The sequence below is a fragment of the Aquimarina agarivorans genome (assembly GCF_000218485.1).
Lineage (GTDB): Bacteria > Bacteroidota > Bacteroidia > Flavobacteriales > Flavobacteriaceae > Aquimarina > Aquimarina agarivorans.
Genome location: NZ_AFPB01000142.1, coordinates 29,088 through 51,520, shown reverse-complemented (window position 1 = coordinate 51,520; position 22,433 = coordinate 29,088). Strand labels below are relative to the sequence as shown.

The following is a 22,433-nucleotide window of genomic DNA, read 5'->3' as shown; positions in this document are numbered from 1 at the left end:
GTGGGAATAGATCCTATAAGTTAAGCTTTTCTTTCTAAGTCGCTCATAATATCTACAAGTGCACCAACGCTTTCCATTGTCATAGCATTATACATGCTTGCACGGTACCCGCCTACGCTTCGGTGTCCATTAGCACCATTGATACCACCTTCTTTTAACATAGTTTCAAATGTTTCTTTAAGGTCATCATTGGTTAAATTAAAAGTAGCGTTCATTTTTGAACGGTCTTCTTTGGCAGCAAAACCTTCAAATAAAGGATTCAAATCAATTTCCGAATAAATTAAGTTTGCTTTCTTTTCATTTTCCTCTTCAATTGCAGCAATTCCTCCTTTTTGTTTCAGCCAATCCATAGTTAACATGGATACGTAAACTGAAAATACAGGAGGTGTATTAAACATTGATCCCTTGCTAATGTGCACCTTATAGTCTAACATTGATGGAATTTTTCTACCAATCTCTTGTAAAATATCTTCGCGTACAACAACCAACGTAGTCCCTGCAGGACCCATATTTTTTTGAGCTCCAGCGTATATTAATCCAAATTTTGAAAAATCCAACACACGCGAAAAAATGTCGCTACTCATATCGCAAATTAAAGGAGCATCAGTAGTTGGGAAATCATGAATTTGTGTTCCAAAAATAGTGTTGTTACTAGTCATGTGAATGTAATCCAATCCATCAGGAATTGTATACCCTTTTGGAATGTATTTGAAATTAGCATCCTTTGAAGAAGCTAATTCAACCACATCACCAAACAACTTAGCCTCTTTGATAGCTTTGTCACTCCATGAACCTGTATTTACATAACCTGCTTTTCCTTTTAGTAAATTGTAAGCAGCCATTAAAAACTGTGTGCTAGCACCTCCTTGTAAAAATAAAGCTTTGTAACCTTTTCCTTGCAAACCAAGTAATTCAAGAGCCAATTCTCTTGCTTTTTCCATAACATCTACAAAGTCTTTACTACGGTGAGAAATTTCTAAAATAGAAAGACCAGAGTTATTAAAATCTAAAACAGCTTGCGATGCTTTTTGAAATACTTCTTGTGGTAAAATACAAGGTCCGGCACTAAAATTATGTTTTTTCATAAATGTAAACTTAGTAACAATATTTTGTGTTTTCCGTATTAAATAGGGGAAACAATTATTTTAAATTCTATCAAGCTACAAATGTCTTAATAATCTTTGTTTTTACAATGAATTTATGTGAAATTATATTTTAAATTTTTAACAAAAATGCGATACTGTCTATACCATCAGCATAGTCACTAAGTTGTGGTGTTTGTGTTTTTCCAAAAGCTACATGTTTATCACTTTCTGGAAAATTGACAATACATTGAATTTGTTCAGCATCGGAATTGAATTTGGCTGCTAAATCACTGTAATCTTCATAGTATTCATAAAATAGGCTCGAAATTGGTGAGCTATAACTTTCGTCTTCCTTTAAAATCAAAAACCCATTATCAAGTAATTTAAATTCGCTCATTAAATATACCGCTTTGTTATAATCGTAATTGTTTGTGTATTTGTTTTGTTTTATAAGGTCCTGATAAGTGTACATTGCATTAAAAAACAAGTCAAAATCGTACCCTTTAGGGATAAATAGTTTGGATACACTACGGCAACCTAGTCCATAGTACCTAAATATATCCTCGCCAAGTGCAATTAAGTCTTCTTTGGATTCTTGTCCGGTCAAAACGGCGACTGAATTTCTGTTTTTTCGAATAATATGTGGTTTGTCCTTAAAATAGTATTCAAAATAACGTGCTGTATTATTACTACCGGTAGCAATAATAGCATCATAATTTTCAAGTTTTCCTTCAGTAAAATGGATCAAATTTTTAAAATCTGCATTTATAGCCACCAAATAGTCGCATACCATTTTAATTAAATTGGTGTCATTTGAGGAGGGTTTTATTAACACCTTATGTCCGCAAATCAATATACAAAGCAAATCGTGAAACCCCACTAAGGGGATGTTGCCTGCCATGATAATTCCAACTGTTTTAGTTTGACTTAGGTCAGAAATAGGGTAGGTACTTACCCAATTTTCAAGGTTGTTTCTGTTTAAAGCTTTAGCCCACTGTTGCGTAGCAAAATAAACTTGTTCAGGTAAAAACCATCCATTTTTATGTTGTGCAGCATTACATAATGATTGAAACGAATCGAAAAATTGGTCATTGTAGCGGACCTCATTTTTAGGAGAAGCATCACCTTCATTAAATTGGCTTAAAAATTTACCTAATTCTGAAAAAGTAATAATTCTGTCATTTAAAGTCATGCGCAATTTGTTTTTAAAAATGTTTGGCGTTATTTTTGTGCAAATTTAGAATAAAAAAGAGCTTATGGCAATTATAATAACAGACGAATGTATTAACTGTGGGGCATGTGAACCAGAGTGCCCAAATACTGCAATTTACGAAGGCGCTGATGATTGGAGGTATGCAGATGGTACGGATTTAGAAGGTGATATAGTGCTACCAAACGGAAAATCAGCCAATGCTGAGGAATCTCAAGAGCCTGTAAGTGACGAATTATATTATATAGTACCAGACAAGTGTACGGAATGTAAAGGCTTTCATGAAGAACCTCAATGTGCAGCGGTTTGTCCAGTGGATTGTTGTGTACCTGATGAGGACGTTGTTGAAACAGAAGATGAATTATTGGCTAAACAATCATTTATGCATAACTAGTATTGTATTACTATTCATCACTAAAGCATAATAAAAAAGGTCATTCAAATTTTGAATGATCTTTTTTTATGAAGCGTAAACTGTGCCTAGGTAATTTTTTGTATCTATGATAATATAAAACGCACTTAAAAGTGTATTTTAAGTGCGTTTTGGCAATTTATATTCTGTTAACGAACTAGATTGTGTACTATTTATTTACGAGTAATTACTTTTTCAACCGCTTTTTCAATAGCAGGAGCATCAAGTTCATATTTCGCCATTAATTCTGTAGCAGTACCACTTTCGCCAAAAGTATCTTTGGTAGCCACATATTCCTGAGGTGTAGGATTGTTTAATGACAACACGCGGGCAACACTTTCTCCAAGTCCACCAAGGTAGTTGTGTTCCTCGCAAGTAACAATACATCCCGTTTTTGCTACTGATTTTAAAATAGCTTCCTCGTCTAATGGTTTTATGGTGTGAATATTAATTACTTCAGCACTAATACCTTTAGCTTCTAATTTTTCAGCAGCCAATAAAGCTTCCCAAACACAGTGGCCTGTAGCTACAATAGTAACGTCAGTTCCTTCGTTAAGCATCACCGCTTTTCCAATAACAAATGATCCATTTTCAGGAGTAAAATTGGCTACCTTTGGGCGTCCAAAACGTAGGTAAACGGGTCCTTCATATTCTGCAATTGCAAGCGTAGCGGCTTTTGTTTGATTAAAATCACAAGGATTAATAACTACCATACCAGGCAACATTTTCATTAATCCAATATCTTCTAATATCTGATGCGTAGCACCGTCCTCACCTAAAGTAAGTCCGGCATGCGAGGCACAAATTTTCACGTTTTTTTCCGAATAAGCTACCGACTGACGGATTTGATCGTAAACACGACCAGTAGCAAAGTTAGCAAACGTTCCTGCAAAAGGAATTTTGCCTCCTACAGTTAAACCTGCAGCCATACCAATCATATTAGCTTCCGCTATACCAGTTTGGAAAAAGCGTTCTGGTGCTTTTTCAATAAACCCTTCCATTTTTAAGGAACCAATAAGGTCAGCACAAAGGGCAACTACATTTTCATTAGCTGATGCTAATTCAGTCAATCCAGCTCCAAAACCTGAACGCGTATCTTTTTTTCCTGTATCTGTATATTTTTTCATAATGTCTTTGTTTGAATAAACTTTCGGTTCATTAATAATCACCTAAAGTTTCTGGGTTTTGTGAAAGTGCTAATTCTAATTGTTCGTTACTTGGAGCCTTACCATGCCACGCATGCGTATGCATCATAAAATCTACCCCATTACCCATCATAGTGTGTAGTAAAATACAAACTGGTTTTCCTTTTCCTGTTTTTGATTTAGCTTCATTTAAACCAGCAATAATTGCTTCAAGATTATTTCCTTCTTTTACTTCCAAAACATCCCAGCCAAAAGCTTCAAATTTTGCTTTTAAATTTCCTAATGAACAAACCTCTTCAGTAGATCCGTCAATTTGTTGTCCATTATAATCTACTGTAGCAATTAAGTTGTCTACTTTGTTTGCAGCAGCATACATGGCAGCCTCCCAAATTTGACCTTCTTGTAATTCACCATCACCATGTAAGGTAAATACTAGGTTATCATCATTATTTAGTTTTTTTGCCTGTGCAGTTCCTAAAGCTACAGATAATCCTTGCCCAAGAGAGCCAGAAGCAATACGTACTCCAGGTAATCCATCATGCGTTGAAGGATGTCCCTGTAAACGTGTTCCTAACTTTCGGAAAGTACTTAGCTCCTCAATAGGGAAATAACCACTACGTGCTAAAACACTATATATTACTGGTGAAATATGACCATTTGAAAGGTAAAATACATCTTCTCCAATACCATCCATATCAAAACCCTCTTTTCGGTTCATGATTTCTTGGTAAAGGGCTACTAAAAATTCGGTGCAACCTAGGGACCCACCAGGGTGTCCAGAGTTAACAGCATGTACCTGACGTAAGATATCTCTACGCACTTGAGTAGCAAAATCTTCTAGTTTATTGATGTTTGACATTTTATTTGTTTCATTTATTTAATCTCCAAAAATAGTGGTTTTAGCCACTTTAGCAAAATACTGAAATGCTTTTGTATTATATGTAATGATAATGTTATTTTGTTATTCTTTTTTGGGCTACTTAGTGCATTCTGTCAAAGTACTTAAGTATTTGTTAATTTTTTTATTAAAAAACGTGTTTTTTATTAGTTCTCGAATTTTATTTTTATTTGTTATACAAGTAGTTTTGGATCGCTTTATTAACGTTTGTTATAGTTTTATTAAAATACTATTTGAGCAAACCTAATTGGTTGGAGTCAAATATTTTTGAAAAAAAACAACATATGAACATATTTGAAACAGTTAAACTAGGAAACAAAACTCTTAAAAATAAAATTGTAATGGCGCCTATGACGCGCTGTAGAGCTATTGATAATATTCCCAATGACTTGATGCAAGAATATTATAAGCAGCGAGCTGACGCTGGGTTGATTATTTCGGAAGGTACTTCGCCGTCGCCAAATGGATTAGGATATCCACGGATTCCAGGAGCATTCTCACCCGCACAAATTGAAGGTTGGAAAAAAGTAGCAGAATCCGTTCATGATGCTAATGGCGTTTTTTTTGTACAATTAATGCATTGTGGGCGTATATCAGCATCACAAAATTTACCTGATGGAGCGGAAACAATTGCACCATCACCAGTACCAGCAGCTGGTGAAATTTTTACCGAAACCGGAATGGTTGCTCATGACAATCCAAAGGAAATGAGTGAAGCGGACATTGCAAATGCAATTAATGAATTTGTAGATGCGGCAGATAATTTGGTAAATAAAGCGGGAGTTGATGGGATTGAGGTACATTCAGCTAATGGATATTTGTTAAATCAATTTTTAAATCCTAAATCAAACAAACGAACTGATGATTATGGTGGCAGCGTTGAAAACAGATGTAAAATTGTTTTAGAAATTATTGAAAAAATTAGTGATAGAATAGGTGCTGATAAAGTGGGGATTAGGTTTTCTCCCTACGGTGAGTTCAATGATATGGAGGCGTTTCATGATGAAGTTGAAATACAATTTGTTTATCTTGCAGAAAAGTTAAAAGAATTAGGAATTGCTTACATTCATATTGTTGATCAACGCGTAGCTTTTAATGCACCTGAATTTAAAACCAATATCCGAGGAGCAATAAAACAACATTTTGAAGGCACCGTAATTTCAGGAGGAAATGTACAAAGTGTTGAAGATGCTGAAGCTATTATCAAAGAAGGTGCGGATTTAATTTACGTAGGGAGGCCTTTTATTTCTAATCCAGACTTTATTGAAAAAATTAAAGAAGATAAACCGTTAAAAGATCCTAATCCAGATTTATTTTACACTCCTGGAGCCAAGGGTTATTTAGATTATTAAAATAAAATTTATACACAAACCTAACAAAAATGAAAACGCTACAACGTATTTTAAAATTCACCCTGATTACTTCTATTTTTTCAATCCAGGCATTTGCCCAAAAAACTGATGAAAAGTCAGCAGCTTTATTAAAAGCAATGACTGAAGTCAACGGAGGGTATGAAAAATTAGCAGCTCAAAATGATGTACAGTATACCTATGTATATGATAATTTTGATAAGGGTAAAGATGTGTCTGTTGAAAAATATATTTTTAATGGCGAACATTCTTGGGGAGCTTATGAAACACATCAAATTCATGTATTGCCAAAGCAAGAAGGAAAAGTAGTGCAATCTTTAGTAAATAATAAAGTGGCTGTGACCTTGAATGGCGAAGCAGTTACTGATCCAAAAGCAGTTGGTACTGCAGATTTTTTACGTAAAGTGAACATTTTTTGGTTTGCCATGATGTATAAATTAAATGATCCAGGAACTGTTTACGAGTATCAAGGAAACGAAGAAGTTGATGGAGTAACTTATGATAAAGTAAGGTTAACCTATAAAAGTGCGGTTACAAAAAAGGAGAAGAATGATGAGTACATTTTATATTTTAATCCTTCAACTCACTTAGTCGATTTCTTTTATTTTAACATCGTAGGCATGGGAATCACAAAACCAGTGATTAAAATGTCTTTGGAATACGAACAAATTAATGGAGTGTACGTAGCTACAACACGTAAATCGTTTGCTCCAAACGAAAAAGGGGAATATACCTTAAATGGTGAGTATACATCCAGTGATGTTAAATTTAATAACGGTTTTAAGCCTGAAGATTTTAAGCTGTAAATTGCTTATTTGAATCAATCTAAAAGCGATTTTGTTTGATAACAAAATCGCTTTTTTTTTGTGATACTAGCAAATTTCATATAATCCAAACAAAAAAGTTGCCACAATAGTCAAATTTTTGTGTCATTCTTCAAAGTTGTTTTTTGCTTATTTACATTTGTAACGTACAAATGCGAGTTAAAAGCTATCTTTGCAGCCTTAAACTTGTTTTATGAAATTTGATTTACTTGCTAAAGATTCGCAAACAAAAGCCAGAGCAGCTACGCTTACTACTGATCATGGAGTAATAGAAACCCCAATTTTTATGCCAGTAGGTACGGTGGGAACCGTTAAAGGGGTGCATCAACGCGAATTAAAACAAGATATTAACCCAGATATTATTTTAGGAAACACCTATCATTTATACCTGCGTCCGCAAACACCAATTTTAGAAAAAGCAGGTGGACTACATAAATTTATGAACTGGGATCGTAATATTTTAACTGATAGCGGTGGTTACCAGGTATACTCCCTTTCGGGGAGAAGAAAAATAAAGGAAGAAGGAGTAAAGTTTAAATCTCATATTGATGGCTCTTACCATATGTTTACGCCTGAAAATGTCATGGAAATACAACGTGCAATAGGTGCTGATATCATTATGGCATTTGATGAGTGTACTCCGTATCCTTGCGATTATAATTATGCAAAGCGTAGTATGCATATGACGCACCGTTGGTTAAAGCGTTGTATGGATCATTTGGAAAAAACACCATTTAAATATGATTATTCACAAGCCTTTTTTCCAATTGTGCAAGGAAGTACTTATAGGGATCTAAGGAGGCAGTCTGCCGAAACCATCGCCAATGCAGGTGCTCCCGGAAATGCTATTGGTGGATTATCGGTTGGGGAGCCAGCGGAAGAATTGTATGCAATGACTGAAATAGTAACCGAGGTATTGCCCGAAGATAAACCTAGGTATTTAATGGGGGTGGGTACACCAATAAATATTCTGGAAAATATAGCCCTTGGCGTTGATATGTTTGACTGTGTAATGCCAACCCGTAATGCCCGAAATGGAATGTTGTTTACCGCTCATGGCTCAATCAATATAAAAAATAAAAAGTGGGAGGATGATTTTTCAGCTATTGATAAAATGAATATTACCTGGGTAGATACTGAATATTCTAAAGCTTATTTAAAACATTTATTTTCAGTAAATGAATTATTAGGAAAACAAATAGCTACAATACACAATTTAGGTTTTTATTTGTGGTTGGTTCGAGAGGCCAGAAAACATATATTAGCAGGAGATTTTGCTGAGTGGAAAACAAAAATGGTAAAGCAAATGGATAATCGTTTGTAAGCAAGGCTTTATATGATAAGGATTTTAGATTGGTACATATTAAAACGTTACTTGGGTACATTTATCACCCTGTTTTTGATATTTATACCTATTGGAATTATGGCCAATTTGGCCGAAAAAATAGACAATATTTTTGAAAATGAAGCGCCTTTAATGGAGGTGCTTAAGTTTTACGGAAATTTCACTATTTATTTTGCTAATCTATTATTTCCGTTGTTGCTTTTCATTTCAGTGATATGGTTTACGTCCAAATTAGCGAATAAAACTGAAATTATTGCCTTTTTAAGTTCGGGCGTGTCCTATAATCGATTTTTGCGCCCCTATATTATTGGAGCGACTATTGTATCAATTTCAGGATTATTGTTAGGAATGTTTGTAGTGCCTAAAGCAAGTAAAGATTATAATGAATTCAATAATTATTATCTTAAAGGTAGAAAGACAAAGGTTCAAAATTCTATTAATTTATACCGTCAAATCGATGATAATGAATTTATTTATGCGCATGCTTTTTATCCTAAAGAAAAAACAGCTTTAAAATTTACCTTAGAGCATTTTGAAAATCATAAATTGATTCACAAAATTTCGGCCAATAAACTAAAGTATAACGAAAAGGATTCTACGTTTAGATTGACTAGATATGTAAAGCGCACTATAACAGATTCCATTGATATTATTGAATCAAAAAAAGTATACGATACAGTTTTTAATTTTGATATAGATAGATTAACTCCCGTATCATATGTAGCTGAAACTTTAAATTATTTTGAGTTAAAGGATTTTATTGAACAAGAGGAAAAACGTGGATCCCCAAATTTGAGCACCTATAAGGTGGTGGCTTACAAGCGTTGGAGCTTACCAGTATCTGCGTACATACTTACTTTAATTGCAGTAGCAGTTTCATCAATGAAACGCCGTGGTGGTATGGGAGCAAACCTAGCTTTTGGGTTAATTATAGCTTTCGGATTTGTGTTTTTTGATAAAGTTTTTGGAACTATGGCTGCACAATCCGATTTTTCGCCAATTATTGCGGTATGGTTTCCTAACGTAGTATTTGCAATACTAGCAATGTACTTATTGGCTAGAGCCAGAAGGTAGGACGGAAAGTGGCTGTTGTCTTTTCTAATCTTTTAGTTGAAATCAATAACATGTAAATCAAAGCTTTAATGTTTAAAAGGGAGGCGCTAATTTTTGAATAGTTTATAAAAACACTTAATTGGTTGAATTAAACGTATTGATTTTAAGTAAGTTGGAGGTGTTTTTATAATGCAGATTCGCTAATAGGAAAATATCCGTTTATAATTGTGCCTGGACAATAAAATATACATCTTTTAGAAATCCTTACAAGTAAGTTTTTTATATTTGTAGGCTTATAGTCTATAATCAAATTCATATTTTAATGGAGTATTTAGATTTTGAATTACCGATAAAGGAACTTGAAGAGCAGCTTGAAAAAGCATGTTCTATAGGAGAGGAGAGTGATGTTGATGTTACCGATACGTGTAAACAAATTGAAACTAAACTAAAGAAGACCAAAAAAGAGTTATACAAAAACTTAACACCTTGGCAGCGTGTACAACTTTCACGTCATCCTTCGCGCCCATATACGTTGGACTATATCCGAACCATTTGTGGCGATACTTTTGTAGAACTTCATGGGGATCGTAATGTTAAGGACGATAAAGCAATGATTGGCGGTTTAGGTAAAATTGGCGACCAAAGTTTTATGTTTATTGGTCAACAAAAAGGGAACAATACCAAAACCCGTCAGTATCGTAACTTTGGTATGGCAAATCCTGAAGGTTACCGAAAAGCGCTTCGTTTAATGAAAAGTGCTGAAAAATTTAATATTCCAGTTGTTTGTTTTGTAGATACACCTGGGGCTTATCCTGGATTAGAAGCTGAAGAACGTGGACAAGGCGAAGCTATTGCGCGCAATATTTATGAAATGGCACAATTATCAGTGCCCATTATTGTATTTATTATTGGCGAAGGAGCTAGTGGTGGTGCTTTAGGTATTGGTGTCGGTGATAAAGTACTGATGTTGGAAAATACATGGTATTCGGTGATTTCACCTGAATCTTGTTCCTCCATTTTATGGCGAAGTTGGGAGTATAAAGAACAAGCTGCTGATGCTTTAAAATTGACCGCTAATGATATGATGAAGCAAAAGCTGATTGATGAAATTGTAAACGAACCTTTAGGAGGTGCCCATAGCGATCGTACAGCTACTTTTGAAATTGTAAAAAATAAAATAATTAAAGAATACGAGCAATTAAAAAACTTATCACCAGATGAATTAATTTCAAATCGGATTGATAAGTATTCAAAAATGGGTGTAGTCAAAGATTAATTGACAGATACCCTACCATTATCAAAATCTGAGATTATGCATCTCAGATTTTTTTGCTTATTAACAAAAATAATAACTTATCAACAGTAACTTTGTTAGTTGTTGGTGAATAACGACTTCTTAAATTTAAGATAAAAAAGAAGGCTTTTTAGTTACTTTCGTACTCATGGAAAATTTGCAGGGGATCCAAAATATCAAACATTCAAAATCAAATGTCATTTCTTTGGAAAAAGGGAAGATACCGCCACAGGCCATTGATTTAGAAGAGGTAGTGCTTGGAGCAATGATGATTGATAAAAAAGGGATTGATGAAGTAATTGATATCCTAAATGCAGATGTTTTTTACAAAAAAGCGCATCAATTTATATTTGAAGCTATTGTGAAATTGTTTGAAGATTCAAGCGCAATTGACTTATTAACAGTTTCTAATCAATTACGGAAGGATGGAAATCTAGAACAAATTGGTGGGGAATATTATTTGATTCAACTGACTCAAAAAGTAGCATCGTCGGCACATATTGAATTTCATGCACGTATCATTCTTCAAAAATATATTCAACGTAGTTTGATTAAAATTTCAAATGAAATTATTGAAGAAGCATACGATGAAGGAATTGATGTGTTTGATTTATTAGATACTGCGGAATCTAAACTTTATGAAGTTACTCAAGGGAATATAAAAAGATCATCGGAAACAGCTCAAAGTTTAGTAACACAGGCAAAAAAGAATATTGAGGAAATTTCCAATAAGGAGGGTATGAGTGGTGTGCCTTCAGGTTTTACAAAGTTAGATGAACTAACATCAGGGTGGCAACCTAGTGATTTAATTATTGTAGCCGCGCGTCCTGGTATGGGTAAAACAGCGCTAACGCTATCCATGGCACGTAACATTGCGGTGGGTCAAAACATACCAGTAGCCTTTTTTTCGTTAGAAATGGCATCAGTACAGTTAATTACTCGATTAATTTCTTCGGAAACGGGATTGTCATCGGAAAAACTGCGTACGGGTAAATTAGAAAAACATGAGTGGGAGCAGCTAAATGTGAAAGTAAAAGATTTAGAAAAAGCCCCCTTATTCATTGATGATACGCCCTCATTATCTATATTTGATTTACGGGCAAAAGCACGTCGATTAGCATCGCAGCATGGTATTCGGATGATTATGATTGATTATTTGCAATTAATGACAGCCGGCGGATCAGGTAAAAATGGAAATAGAGAGCAGGAAATTTCAACAATATCCCGAAACTTAAAAGCGTTAGCAAAGGAATTAAATGTGCCAGTAATTGCTTTATCTCAGTTATCGCGTGCGGTGGAAACACGTGGAGGATCAAAACGACCGCTGTTAAGTGACCTGCGTGAATCTGGTGCCATTGAACAGGATGCGGATATTGTTTCATTTATCTACCGACCGGAATATTATAAAATTGACGAATGGGATGATGATGAAGGTGCTCCTACAGCCGGTCAAGGAGAGTTCATTGTGGCTAAACACCGTAACGGTGGTTTGGAGAATATTCGCTTAAAATTCCTTGGACATTTAGGGAAATTCGATAACTTAGAGGACTTTAGTACTCCTTTTGAATTTCATTCAAGTATGAATGCGAATGAAACGGGGGACAATCCATTTGCTACGGGTGGTGATTTACCATCGCCGTCACCCGATCAGGCTTTTGAAAGTAGTATAAATCCGCCAACTGATGATGATGTACCTTTTTAATACAAAATACCATTCAAATACAAAAAAGCATACTGCCGTTAAAGGGATTGTGCTTTTTTTTATGCTTCTATACACCTGCTCAAATTTTGCAAATTATGTGTTGTTACCTATGGATGAGGTTTCACAAAGAAATCATTTAAAGGCATACGGAATCACGTATTGGAGTTTGCAGCGCCAACAAAAAGTAAAATGGTTATTAAATTATAGAGGAGGATCATTTTTAATGGCTGACACACCAGCATTGCAAAATGAATGTAAAATTCGTGGTGTATCGTTTGAAGTGTTATCTGATGCTAAAGCAGAAGGAATTTTACGTGAAATTAGTAGTCCATCGCAAAATATGGAAGCTATTGTTTTGGAAAAAGCTCCCAAAGTAGCCGTTTATTCGCCCGATGGGAAACAGCCTTGGGATGATGCAGTAACTATGGTACTCACTTATGCCGAAGTGCCTTATGAGTTAGTGTACGATAAAGAAGTATTAGGGGATGAATTAATTGCTTATGACTGGTTGCATTTACATCATGAAGATTTTACAGGGCAATATGGTAAATTCTATAAAAATTACCGTTCATCTAAGTGGTATATTGAAGATAAATTAAGGAAAGAAGCCTTAGCCACGGAATTAGGGTATAGCAAAGTATCACAAGAAAAATTAGCCGTAGCAAAAAAAATCAGAGATTTTGTCATTGGTGGTGGGTTTATGTTTGCTATGTGTAGTGCTACGGATAGTTTTGATATTGCATTAAGTGCTGAAGGAGTAGATATTTGTCAATCCATGTTTGACGGAGATCCTACCGACCCAAATTACCAATCAAAAATAGACTACAAACGTACCTTTGCTTTTAAAAATTTCACATTAGAGCGTACGTTAAAATACGAATTTTCGGATATTGATATGACAACCAAACGAAGGGAGGTGCGTAAGGAATTGGATTATTTTTCTTTAATGGATTTTTCGGCTAAATGGGATCCTATTCCAACCATGTTGTGTCAAAATCACACTAGCCTGGTAAAAGGATTTATGGGTCAAACCACGGCTTTTGATCATAAATTAGTAAAATCAAATGTATTGTTATTGGGGCAAAATAAAATTAATAATGAAGCCAGGTACATACATGGAATTAAAGGAAAAGGCTTTTTTACTTTTTACGGGGGTCATGACCCTGAGGATTATCAGCATAGGGTAGGAGATCCCAAAACGGAATTAGAGTTACATCCAAACTCTCCTGGATACCGACTAATATTGAATAATTTATTATTTCCTGCAGCCAAAAAGAAGAAACAGAAGACTTGATTAAAATCCTTACTATCAAAAAATCTTTTTAAATACGGAACACAAACTAATGAGTAGAAAAAATCAACTTCAGGCTTTTGATCGTTTATTAACCATTATGGATGAACTCAGGGAACAATGTCCTTGGGATAAAAAACAAACTTTTGAAAGTTTAAGGCATCTAACTATTGAAGAAACCTATGAATTGGGCGATGCTATTTTAGATAATGATTTAAATGAAATTAAAAATGAACTAGGGGATTTGCTTTTGCACATTGTTTTTTATTCTAAAATAGGTAGTGAAACCAATAGTTTTGATATTGAGAGTGTAACAACTGGTATTTGCGAAAAATTAATTCATCGTCATCCACATATTTATGGCGATGTTACGGTGACTGATGAAGAGGAGGTAAAACGAAATTGGGAAGCTTTAAAATTAAAAGAAGGCAAACAAAGTGTATTGCAGGGTGTTCCAAAATCCTTACCAGCATTAGTTAAAGCAAGCCGGATACAGGATAAAGTAGCGGGCGTAGGTTTTGATTGGGAACAACCACAGCAAGTGTTTGAAAAAGTACAAGAAGAACTTGCAGAATTACAAGCCGAGATTACTGCTGAAAATCAGGATGAGATTGAAGCTGAATTTGGCGATGTTTTATTTTCAATGATCAATTATGCTCGGTTTTTAAAAGTAAACCCCGAAGACGCGTTGGAGCGAACCAATAAAAAATTCATTAAACGCTTTATGCATTTGGAAAAGCGAGCTAAAGAGTTAGAAAAACCTATTAAAGAAATGAATTTGGATGAGATGAATACATATTGGGAAGAAGCTAAAGCATTGTAACTATTAAGCGTAGTTTTCGACATAATAATCATGATATATTTTCTTAAGTCAATTAATTATTTTGGAGCCCGATGACATTTAATTCTAAGAATTAAAAACAAATGAAACAAGTTTTTAAAATAGAAGGAATGACCTGCAGTGTTTGTGCAACAGGAGTAGAGCAAAAATTTGCTGAATTACCTGAGGTATTAAAATGTAATGTCTTTCTGCAACAAAAAACTGCTGAATTAATGACGTCCACACCTGTAAACGTCAAACTATTACAAAGTATTTTGCCTGATAAATATGCTGTTTCTGAATTTTTAGCATATAATCCTGATCAGGAACGTACACTAACTTCTGTAAAAGAAAAAACAAAAATACAGCAGCTCAAGCCCTTATTGCTGATATTAGGTTATGTAACAGTGGCAAGTATTTGGATACCTACAAAACAAGGGGGTACTATTAACGATATGATGCTGACTTTTATGGGGTTGTTTTATATTGTTTTTAGTTTTTTAAGTTTTTAGATATTAAGGGGTTTGTAAATTCATTCCGTATGTATGATCCTTTAGCAAAAAAACTAACTGGGTATGCATGGCTTTATCCGTTTATAGAAACCGTTTTAGGAATTCTTTTTCTAACGAAAACAAAAGTTCAGCTAGCGCTACTATTTACTTTATTTATTTTAGGAATTACTACTTTGGGCGTTACTAAAGTGTTACTGGATAAGAAAAGCATACAATGTGCTTGCCTGGGAACAGCGCTAAAACTTCCTATGACAGAAGCTACATTTATTGAAAATGCGATTATGATATTAATGGCAATTTTGATGTTAGTTTAAAAAAAAGACCATCTACTTAAAATAAATGGTCTTTCAGTTTTATTAATTTTCTACGCTTGGCACGAAATTGATTTGATTTATTTTTATATCTATTTTTTAATAATATAAGGAAAATAGTATCAGGGTTAACCAATTTTTACCCTCCAGCCAAAAGCGTCATCTGATAAATTATATTGGATATCAGTTAATGATTTTTTAAAAAATTGGGCGTATCCATCTGTTAAAACAGGAATATCGTAATGGCTATCTTTATAGCCAATTCCTTTAATTACGCTTACTACTGCAGCGGTACCCGCCCCAAAGGCTTCTTTAAGTGTGCCGTTTTTAGCTGCTTCAACTATTTCTTCTACACTTATATCGCGAACTTCTACATTGTAGCCTTCTTTTTCAGCCATGGTAATAATACTTTTGCGGGTAATACCATCTAAAATACGTTCGCTTGTGGGAGCGGTAAGTAGGGTGTCATTAATTCTGAAAAAAATATTCATTGTTCCGGCCTCTTCTACGGAAGTATGTGTGCTGGAGTCCGTCCAAATAATTTGATCGTAACCTTTCTCTTTGGCCAAGTTAGTTGGATAAAATTGTGCAGCATAGTTGCCAGCAGCTTTAGCAAAACCTATTCCTCCACTTGCGGAACGCGAATAGTAATCGGAAATAAGGACATTAACCTCACCACCATAGTACGATTGTACTGGTGAGCATATAATATAAAAAGTATATGCGTTAGCTTCAGAAGCCATTAGGCTTGTTTCGCTAGCTATAATAAATGGTCTTATGTATAAAGAATTCCCTAAACCTGATTTGATCCAGTTATTGTCTAACTTTAATAAGGCATGCAGTCCTTCATTAAAATAGTCTTCAGGAAAAGCAGGCATAGCCAAACGCTCCGCTGATTTATTAATTCTTCTAAAATTTTCATCTGGCCTAAATAAAAAGGCATCACCATTATTGTCTTTGTAGGCTTTCATGCCTTCAAAAACTGCTTGTCCGTAATGAAAAACTCTAGCCGAAGGATCCAATTGGATTGGACCATAAGGGACTATTTCAGGCTGTTGCCATGTGCCATTTTTGTAATGACACACAAACATATGATCAGTAAAGACTTTACCGAAACTAACGTTTTCAAAATCAACTTGATCGATTTTAGATTGTGCAATCTTTGTAATTTTCACCTGATTAGAAAGTGTCTCTTTCATCCCTTGTAATTTTAGTACTGTTTTTAATATAAAGGTAACAACAAAAATACCTAAATATTAACAATTGAAACTTATTGAAGTAAGTATATTTACTAAATTATGAAATGTTATCGATAATCTAAAAGATGCGCAGATTTTAGCTTTAAATTAGCATTATTGTAACAAAATTAAAGATTCACTATTTATTTTTTGGTAAACAGTCAGGGAGATTTGATGTAATTGTAAAAAAAACTGAAATTTGATAGCTAATTTTACCAAAATAAGCGCTTATAATACTAATGAAACGCGAATTATTTAAAACTGCTGATGGGTCAATGTCAATACATTTGCCAGATATTAATGAACAATACCATTCGAAACACGGAGCCCTGCAAGAAGCTCAACATGTTTTTATAAAAATGGGATTAGAACATTTTTATAATATAAGTAAACCTAATGCTGTGGCTATTTTAGAAATTGGGTTTGGGACAGGCTTAAATTGTTTGTTAACCTACATGAAATCAAAAGCCCTGAATTTGAAAATTAATTATACTGGAGTGGAGGCTTATCCAGTAACTACAAATGAATGGAAAGCAATGGATTATGGAAAGTTAATTGATCAGGAACAAGAAGCTTCCTTAATTTTTAATAAAATTCACGAAGTATTATGGGGAAAGGAGGAGGCTATTATTAATTCATTTTCTTTGAAAAAGGAAGAAAAGAAGTTTGAGCATATTGATGATAATGCTCAATATAACCTTATTTATTTTGATGCCTTTGGAGCAAGAGTGCAGCCAGAATTATGGACAGAGGTTATTTTTGAAAAAATGTTTATGGCTTTAAAACCCAAAGGAGTTTTAGTAACCTATGCAGCCAAGGGAAGCGTTCGTAGAGCAATGCAATCTGTTGGTTTCAGTGTAGAGCGATTGGAAGGACCACCTGGAAAACGCGAAATGTTACGCGCAACAAAATAATTTTTAATAATACAATGCGATAAATTGTTAAATACATTATAATTGTTCTTTGTTTTTGTATAGTCAATATTAATTTTATAATGTAAAACGATTTTTAATGATATATTTAATTACTGGTGCTACTGGTTTGGTGGGAACATCAATTGTCCAACTTTGTAAAAGAAACGGTATTCATGTGCATTACTTAACTACTAGTAATAGTAAAATTAAAGATAATGAGTTTTGCAAGGGGTTTTATTGGAATCCTGAACGTGGTGAAATTGACAAAGCAGCATTTAAAGGGGTGTCAACCATTATTCATTTAGCAGGAGCTACTGTAGCGAAACGTTGGACAGAAGCTTACAAAAAAGAAATTTTGGAGAGTAGAGTAAACACTGCATCACTTTTACGGGATACGTTGAGTGAAATTGATCATCAGGTGACTCAATTTATATCAGCTAGCGCTATTGGCATTTACCCAAGTTCATTTACTGAATTTTATACGGAGGAAACTACAAAATCGGCCTCTAATTTTTTAGGAAAAGTGGTTGAAGTATGGGAACAATCAGCAGATAAAATGGAATCAGAAGGTATTGATGTTGCTAAATTAAGAATTGGTTTAGTCCTTTCGAATAAAGGAGGTGCATTACCAAAAATGATAGCTCCAGTAAAAAAATATGTTGGAGCAGCTTTTGGTTCAGGAGAACAATGGCAGAGTTGGATACATGTAGATGATTTGGCTGAATTATTTTTATTTTTAGCTAAACATAAGTTGGTGGGAGTTTACAATGCAGTGGCGCCAAATCCGATTACACAAAACAAATTAATTAAAGCAAGCGCACAACAATTAGATAAACCTTTGATTTTACCTAACATTCCGAAGTTTGTAGCTCAATTATTGTTAGGGGAAATGCATGTGTTGATTACAGAAAGTCAGCGAGTTAGTGCGGAAAAAATATTATCACAAGGGTTTATGTTTGGGTATGCAAATATAGAGAAGGCACTTAAAAATTTGTTATAGATCTGTGCTGAGTTTTTTTGTCAACGAACCCAGTATATCTTTCTATTAAAAGCTAACCAATAGTAATTTTATCACCCAAAAACTTAGGTTTTATATTAAACATCAGATCAATAAAAACTTTGACTCGAGCAAAGTATTCTCTTATTTTAACTCTCAAACCGTAACGACTACTCACACTTTTAGCATTATAAGCAATAGCATCACAATTAAAACGATCTGCTAAAAATAAAGCACGTTCATTATGAAACTGCTGAGAAATAATTGTAAATTTTGGTTCTCCAAACACTTTTTGCGCCCGTACTACGGAGTCTAAAGTTCTAAAACCAGCATAATCTAAAACAATCTTATTTGCAGGAATGCCTTGTTTAATAAGGTCTTCCTTTATTTTTTTTGGTTCATTATATGACTTGGAACTATTATCGCCACTGACTAAAACAAACTCAATCTTTTCAGCATGGTATAATTCAGCAGCTGCTTGAATTCTGTATTGGTAATATAGATTTATTTGTCCGCTAGAAACATATTTTGATGTACCTAAAAGTAATCCAATTTTATTTTTAGGAATAGTAATAGTAGAAGCATACAACTTTTGTTTTGCTGAAGCACTAATGGTTTTATTAGCAATCAAAATAATGCATAAAATAGCAATCAAAATAATGACGCTAAATTTAATTATCTTACTAAAGTTGAATTTCTTCACGTAATTTTACTATTTTTTCTCCATGAGGGCCATATAAAAACCATCAAAACCTGATTGATGCGCTAATATTTTTTGATCTTTAACAAATGAAAATTCCTTACCAGCTTCGCTTTTTAAGAATTTTTCAACTTGATGCTGGTTTTCCGAGGGTAAAATGGAACATGTAGCATACACTAATTTCCCCCCAGGTTTTACCATTCTCGAATAACTTTGTAAAATTTCTTGTTGTGTTTGTTGGATTGCTGCAATAAATTCAGGTTGTAACTTCCATTTGGCATCAGGATTTCTGCGTAAAATACCTAAACCACTACAAGGAGCATCAATAAGTACACGATCTGCTTTATTAGCCAATTTTTTAATATCCTTGGTACTGTTTATTACTCTAGGTTCAATATTATGTGCACCAGCTCTTCGCGCACGTCGTTTTAGCTCTTTCAATTTATTTTCATAAATGTCCATAGCAATAATCTGTCCTTTATTTTTAGTTAAAGCAGCGATGTGTAAAGTTTTACCGCCTGCTCCAGCACAAGTATCTACAATGCGCATTCCTGGTTGTACCTCTAAATAATGAGCAACAAGTTGCGAAGAAGCATCCTGAACTTCAAACAATCCATCCTTAAAAGCTTGCGTGCTAAATACGTTGGCACGTTCAACAAGCTGAAGCGCCTCGGGATAATTAGGAACAGTTTCGCATACAATTTCATGTTCCGCTAAAATACTTCTGAGCTTTTTGGTTTCGCACTTTAAGGTATTTGTTCTTAATATGACAGGAGCCTGTTTGTTTAAGGCGTTAATTTCCTTTATCCAAAGGGATTCTCCTAACTCGTTAGTACCTAGGGTATCCATCCAATCTGGAATAGATTCTTTGAACCTTCTATCTTTAGAAAGTTCATCAAATCTACCTTTAATTCTACGAGCAGGAGTACCAGTAAATTGTTTCCAGTCAGGTAATTCTATACCTCGCAACACAGCCCAAACACAGAATACTTTAAATAAATTTTCACGCGAGTAATGTTCTTTTATATCAGCAATTTCAGCGTATAAACGCTTCCAGCGAACAATTTCATAGGTAGTCTCAGCAATAAATCCACGATCACGAGCCCCCCACCGTTTATCCCGTTTTAAGGTTTTTGTGACAACTTTGTCAGCGTATTTATGTTCATTAAAAATTTCAGTAAGTGTATCAATAACGGCAAATACTAAGTTTCGGTGTAAACGCATGGTGTTAAAAATTGGAATGCAAATGTACTAATTAGTTCGCGTTATATTATTTTTCTGTGTTTAGATTATAATTTAATTTCAAAAAAAAGATTTTTTAAAAAGTGAATATGTTTTTTGAAAACTTTAACACAACCAGTTAATTTACAGATAATTACGACAAATATTGTATAGTTATTTTGTGTGATTTATTCAAACAAAACGGCTTAAAAACGTTAAAAAGTATTTTTTTTCAGATTAAATGCATTTTTTTTCTTGCATAAGTCCAAAAGTGTTGTATATTTGTAATGTAAATAAGAGTTATTGTTTTCCCAATAAACAATAATTGATTGATTTTAAGTTAGAGTTAATGTTTTAATTTTAGATTAAGCCCCGAAATTAAAATGATTTGTGTTGAGAAACGGAAGGTGGAGACCTTCCGTTTTTTTTTATCTTGGTTTGCCATGGGATCAAAAGGATCAACCCGAAAAGTGGATCAACCCGAAAAGTTGTGGAGTGTTGTAAAATTTTAGATTTTTGTAAAAAACAATAAATTGGACTCCAAAGAACTACTTGCATAAGTATACTAAAGTTTGCTTTTGCAAGTTTTATCATTTATCAAAAACTAAAACATTATAGTTGTTTTTATGTTAATTTTTGAATATTATCACAATATTTAAAGTAAAACATTTGTTAGGGTTTTCATAATTTAAATACAGTGTCTTAATTAAAATAAAAAACAGTCTAAACCAATTGTATTTGTAGTATTTTAATAATTTATAACACATACATTTTAAAGTAATTACAAAATAATTTAACCCTATTTATCTTATGAATTTTAAGCAATTGACTTTTGGAAATTACAAGGGTGCCCCTGTAGAAAAGTTTATACTTACCAATGTTAACGGAATGGAAGTGCATGTCATGAATTTTGGAGCTACGATCACATCAATAAAAGTTCCTGATTTAAAGGAAGGTTTCAAAGAAATTACTTGTGGATTTGACACTTTTCAAAGTTACTTTTCAGAGGTTTACCTAAATAATGCCCCCTATTTTGGAGGAACAATTGGCCGTTATTGCTCTCAAATAAAAGATGCTTATTTTTACTTAAATGGTGAACACTTTAATATCGCTCAAAATTGCGATGATAATAATTTACATGGTGGTAATGTTGGGTACGATAAACGCATGTGGCTAGCGCAACCCTATAGTACTCCTGAAGGAACTTCCGTTAAAATGCGTTTGGATAGTTTGGATATGGAAGAAGGTTTTCCTGGGAATATTACCGTTTCCGTAACCTTTATTTTAACTGCGGAAAATCAATTGAAAATATTTTATGAAGCTTTTAGTGACGAGGATACTCCGTTTACAATAACAAATCATACGTATTTTAATTTGTCGGGTTTTGAAACATCTATTGAATCACATACGGTTTCTATAAAGGCAAGTAAAAAACTCGAAATGGACACTACCGGGGCATGTAACGGAAACATTATTAATTTAGAAGGAGCGGTTGATGATTTACGTGTCACTAAAACTATTGGTGAAGTTCATCAAGCGATGAATGAAGGTTTTGAACATTACTATATTTTTGATAAAAATAATTTTGAATTAGAAAGTGTAGCTACCATTACTAGTAAAGTCGGAAAATTAAAAATGGAAATTGCTACAACTGAACCAGGGGTGCTATTTTATACAGGGAAGTATACATCAGACGAATTAATGCGCGAAAATGGTCAACAATTCGGAAAATATCAAGGACTTTGTTTTGAAACCCATCGCTACCCTAATGGCCCTAATATTGATAGTCCAAAATCAATTTTAAAAGGGAAGGAAAAATTTGAGAGTACTACTATTTTTTCGTTTGAATCATTAGACTGAAATAGCATAAGTTGCTTACTGTTTTATGCTTAAAAAATCATCTCTTTTGTACTTTAAGTAAAAAAAGTGATGTTTTTTTTGAAAATTAATTGGATACTAATACGTAGTTTGTTGAATTGATAAAAACATTACAAATATTTGTTAAAGTATTAATATTATTAATATTTGTGGGTTTTTTTTATCAAAAAAGAAATTCGAAAATGAAGCTTATTTAAGTATTAATACGTAGTT

At 33.8% G+C, this 22,433-nt stretch carries 21 protein-coding genes; 14 read left to right on the top strand and 7 right to left on the bottom strand.

Annotation, left to right across the window (positions count from 1 at the left end; translation table 11 throughout):
* Positions 1–20: 20 nt before the first annotated feature.
* Together serC and GMC_RS0108765 are read right to left on the bottom strand one after the other, a co-directional pair.
* Positions 21–1,085 carry a 3-phosphoserine/phosphohydroxythreonine transaminase gene (gene serC, locus GMC_RS0108770; protein ID WP_010521772.1) on the bottom strand — a complete coding sequence of 355 codons (1,065 nt, stop codon included), beginning with the start codon at positions 1,083–1,085 and terminating at the stop codon, positions 21–23.
* A gap of 130 nt (positions 1,086–1,215) precedes the next feature.
* A complete protein-coding gene (locus tag GMC_RS0108765; protein WP_010521771.1) occupies positions 1,216–2,277 on the bottom strand; it encodes an acyl-CoA reductase in 1,062 nt (353 codons plus the stop codon).
* A gap of 64 nt (positions 2,278–2,341) precedes the next feature.
* Between GMC_RS0108765 and GMC_RS0108760 the strand changes: the two genes are divergently transcribed.
* Positions 2,342–2,689 (top strand): 4Fe-4S dicluster domain-containing protein, encoded by a 348-nt coding sequence (locus tag GMC_RS0108760; protein WP_010521770.1) that lies wholly within the window; start codon positions 2,342–2,344, stop codon positions 2,687–2,689.
* A 191-nt stretch (positions 2,690–2,880) separates the two neighbouring features.
* Here the strand turns inward: GMC_RS0108760 and GMC_RS0108755 are convergent, their stop codons facing one another.
* Together GMC_RS0108755 and GMC_RS0108750 are read right to left on the bottom strand one after the other, a co-directional pair.
* Complete coding sequence (locus tag GMC_RS0108755; RefSeq protein WP_029489686.1) at positions 2,881–3,834, bottom strand: transketolase family protein; 954 nt, start codon at positions 3,832–3,834, stop codon at positions 2,881–2,883.
* A gap of 31 nt (positions 3,835–3,865) precedes the next feature.
* Positions 3,866–4,711, bottom strand: a complete 846-nt coding sequence (locus tag GMC_RS0108750; protein WP_010521768.1) for a transketolase — start codon at positions 4,709–4,711, stop codon at positions 3,866–3,868.
* A 323-nt stretch (positions 4,712–5,034) separates the two neighbouring features.
* On the opposite strand from GMC_RS0108750, the gene GMC_RS0108745 reads away from it, so the two are divergent.
* From GMC_RS0108745 to GMC_RS22770, 10 genes are all read left to right on the top strand, one after another.
* Positions 5,035–6,102, top strand: a complete 1,068-nt coding sequence (locus GMC_RS0108745; protein ID WP_029489685.1) for an alkene reductase — start codon at positions 5,035–5,037, stop codon at positions 6,100–6,102.
* Positions 6,103–6,131: 29 nt separating this feature from the next.
* Positions 6,132–6,926, top strand: a complete 795-nt coding sequence (locus tag GMC_RS0108740) for a DUF6503 family protein (protein ID WP_010521766.1) — start codon at positions 6,132–6,134, stop codon at positions 6,924–6,926.
* 211 nt (positions 6,927–7,137) lie between these two features.
* Positions 7,138–8,268 carry a tRNA guanosine(34) transglycosylase Tgt gene (gene tgt, locus GMC_RS0108735; RefSeq protein WP_010521765.1) on the top strand — a complete coding sequence of 377 codons (1,131 nt, stop codon included), beginning with the start codon at positions 7,138–7,140 and terminating at the stop codon, positions 8,266–8,268.
* A 12-nt stretch (positions 8,269–8,280) separates the two neighbouring features.
* Positions 8,281–9,363: an LptF/LptG family permease gene (locus GMC_RS0108730; RefSeq protein ID WP_010521764.1), complete on the top strand. Its 1,083-nt coding sequence runs from the start codon at positions 8,281–8,283 to the stop codon at positions 9,361–9,363.
* 301 nt (positions 9,364–9,664) lie between these two features.
* Entirely contained in the window at positions 9,665–10,618 is a 954-nt protein-coding gene (locus GMC_RS0108725) for an acetyl-CoA carboxylase carboxyltransferase subunit alpha (RefSeq protein WP_010521763.1), read from the top strand.
* 166 nt (positions 10,619–10,784) lie between these two features.
* Positions 10,785–12,338, top strand: coding sequence for a replicative DNA helicase (dnaB, locus tag GMC_RS0108720; RefSeq protein WP_010521762.1), 1,554 nt, complete (start codon positions 10,785–10,787; stop codon positions 12,336–12,338).
* Positions 12,325–13,632 carry a hypothetical protein gene (locus tag GMC_RS0108715; RefSeq protein ID WP_010521761.1) on the top strand — a complete coding sequence of 436 codons (1,308 nt, stop codon included), beginning with the start codon at positions 12,325–12,327 and terminating at the stop codon, positions 13,630–13,632. The genes dnaB and GMC_RS0108715 overlap by 14 nt, the downstream gene beginning before the upstream one ends.
* A gap of 49 nt (positions 13,633–13,681) precedes the next feature.
* Positions 13,682–14,452, top strand: coding sequence for a nucleoside triphosphate pyrophosphohydrolase (gene mazG, locus GMC_RS0108710; RefSeq protein ID WP_010521760.1), 771 nt, complete (start codon positions 13,682–13,684; stop codon positions 14,450–14,452).
* A gap of 101 nt (positions 14,453–14,553) precedes the next feature.
* Entirely contained in the window at positions 14,554–14,961 is a 408-nt protein-coding gene (locus GMC_RS22775) for a heavy-metal-associated domain-containing protein (protein ID WP_316928972.1), read from the top strand.
* Positions 14,962–14,990: 29 nt separating this feature from the next.
* Complete coding sequence (locus GMC_RS22770; protein ID WP_316928971.1) at positions 14,991–15,275, top strand: MauE/DoxX family redox-associated membrane protein; 285 nt, start codon at positions 14,991–14,993, stop codon at positions 15,273–15,275.
* A gap of 125 nt (positions 15,276–15,400) precedes the next feature.
* Here the strand turns inward: GMC_RS22770 and GMC_RS0108700 are convergent, their stop codons facing one another.
* Positions 15,401–16,471, bottom strand: coding sequence for a branched-chain amino acid aminotransferase (locus GMC_RS0108700; RefSeq protein ID WP_010521759.1), 1,071 nt, complete (start codon positions 16,469–16,471; stop codon positions 15,401–15,403).
* Between the two features lie 278 nt (positions 16,472–16,749).
* Here GMC_RS0108700 and mnmC2 point away from each other — a divergent pair, with 278 nt between their 5' ends.
* A complete protein-coding gene (gene mnmC2 / locus GMC_RS0108695) occupies positions 16,750–17,424 on the top strand; it encodes a tRNA (5-methylaminomethyl-2-thiouridine)(34)-methyltransferase MnmC2 (protein WP_010521758.1) in 675 nt (224 codons plus the stop codon).
* 97 nt (positions 17,425–17,521) lie between these two features.
* The gene (locus GMC_RS0108690) at positions 17,522–18,424 is read left to right on the top strand and encodes a TIGR01777 family oxidoreductase (protein ID WP_010521757.1); all 903 of its coding nucleotides are present in this window, start codon (positions 17,522–17,524) and stop codon (positions 18,422–18,424) included.
* A gap of 52 nt (positions 18,425–18,476) precedes the next feature.
* On the opposite strand, the gene GMC_RS0108685 is transcribed toward GMC_RS0108690, so the two are convergent.
* Together GMC_RS0108685 and GMC_RS0108680 are read right to left on the bottom strand one after the other, a co-directional pair.
* On the bottom strand, positions 18,477–19,076 hold the full coding sequence (locus tag GMC_RS0108685; protein ID WP_010521756.1) for a SanA/YdcF family protein: 600 nt from the start codon (positions 19,074–19,076) through the stop codon (positions 18,477–18,479).
* Positions 19,077–19,133: 57 nt separating this feature from the next.
* Positions 19,134–20,345, bottom strand: coding sequence for an RsmB/NOP family class I SAM-dependent RNA methyltransferase (locus GMC_RS0108680; protein ID WP_010521755.1), 1,212 nt, complete (start codon positions 20,343–20,345; stop codon positions 19,134–19,136).
* An 807-nt stretch (positions 20,346–21,152) separates the two neighbouring features.
* Between GMC_RS0108680 and GMC_RS0108670 the strand changes: the two genes are divergently transcribed.
* Positions 21,153–22,202, top strand: a complete 1,050-nt coding sequence (locus GMC_RS0108670; RefSeq protein WP_010521754.1) for an aldose epimerase family protein — start codon at positions 21,153–21,155, stop codon at positions 22,200–22,202.
* Positions 22,203–22,433: the final 231 nt, after the last annotated feature.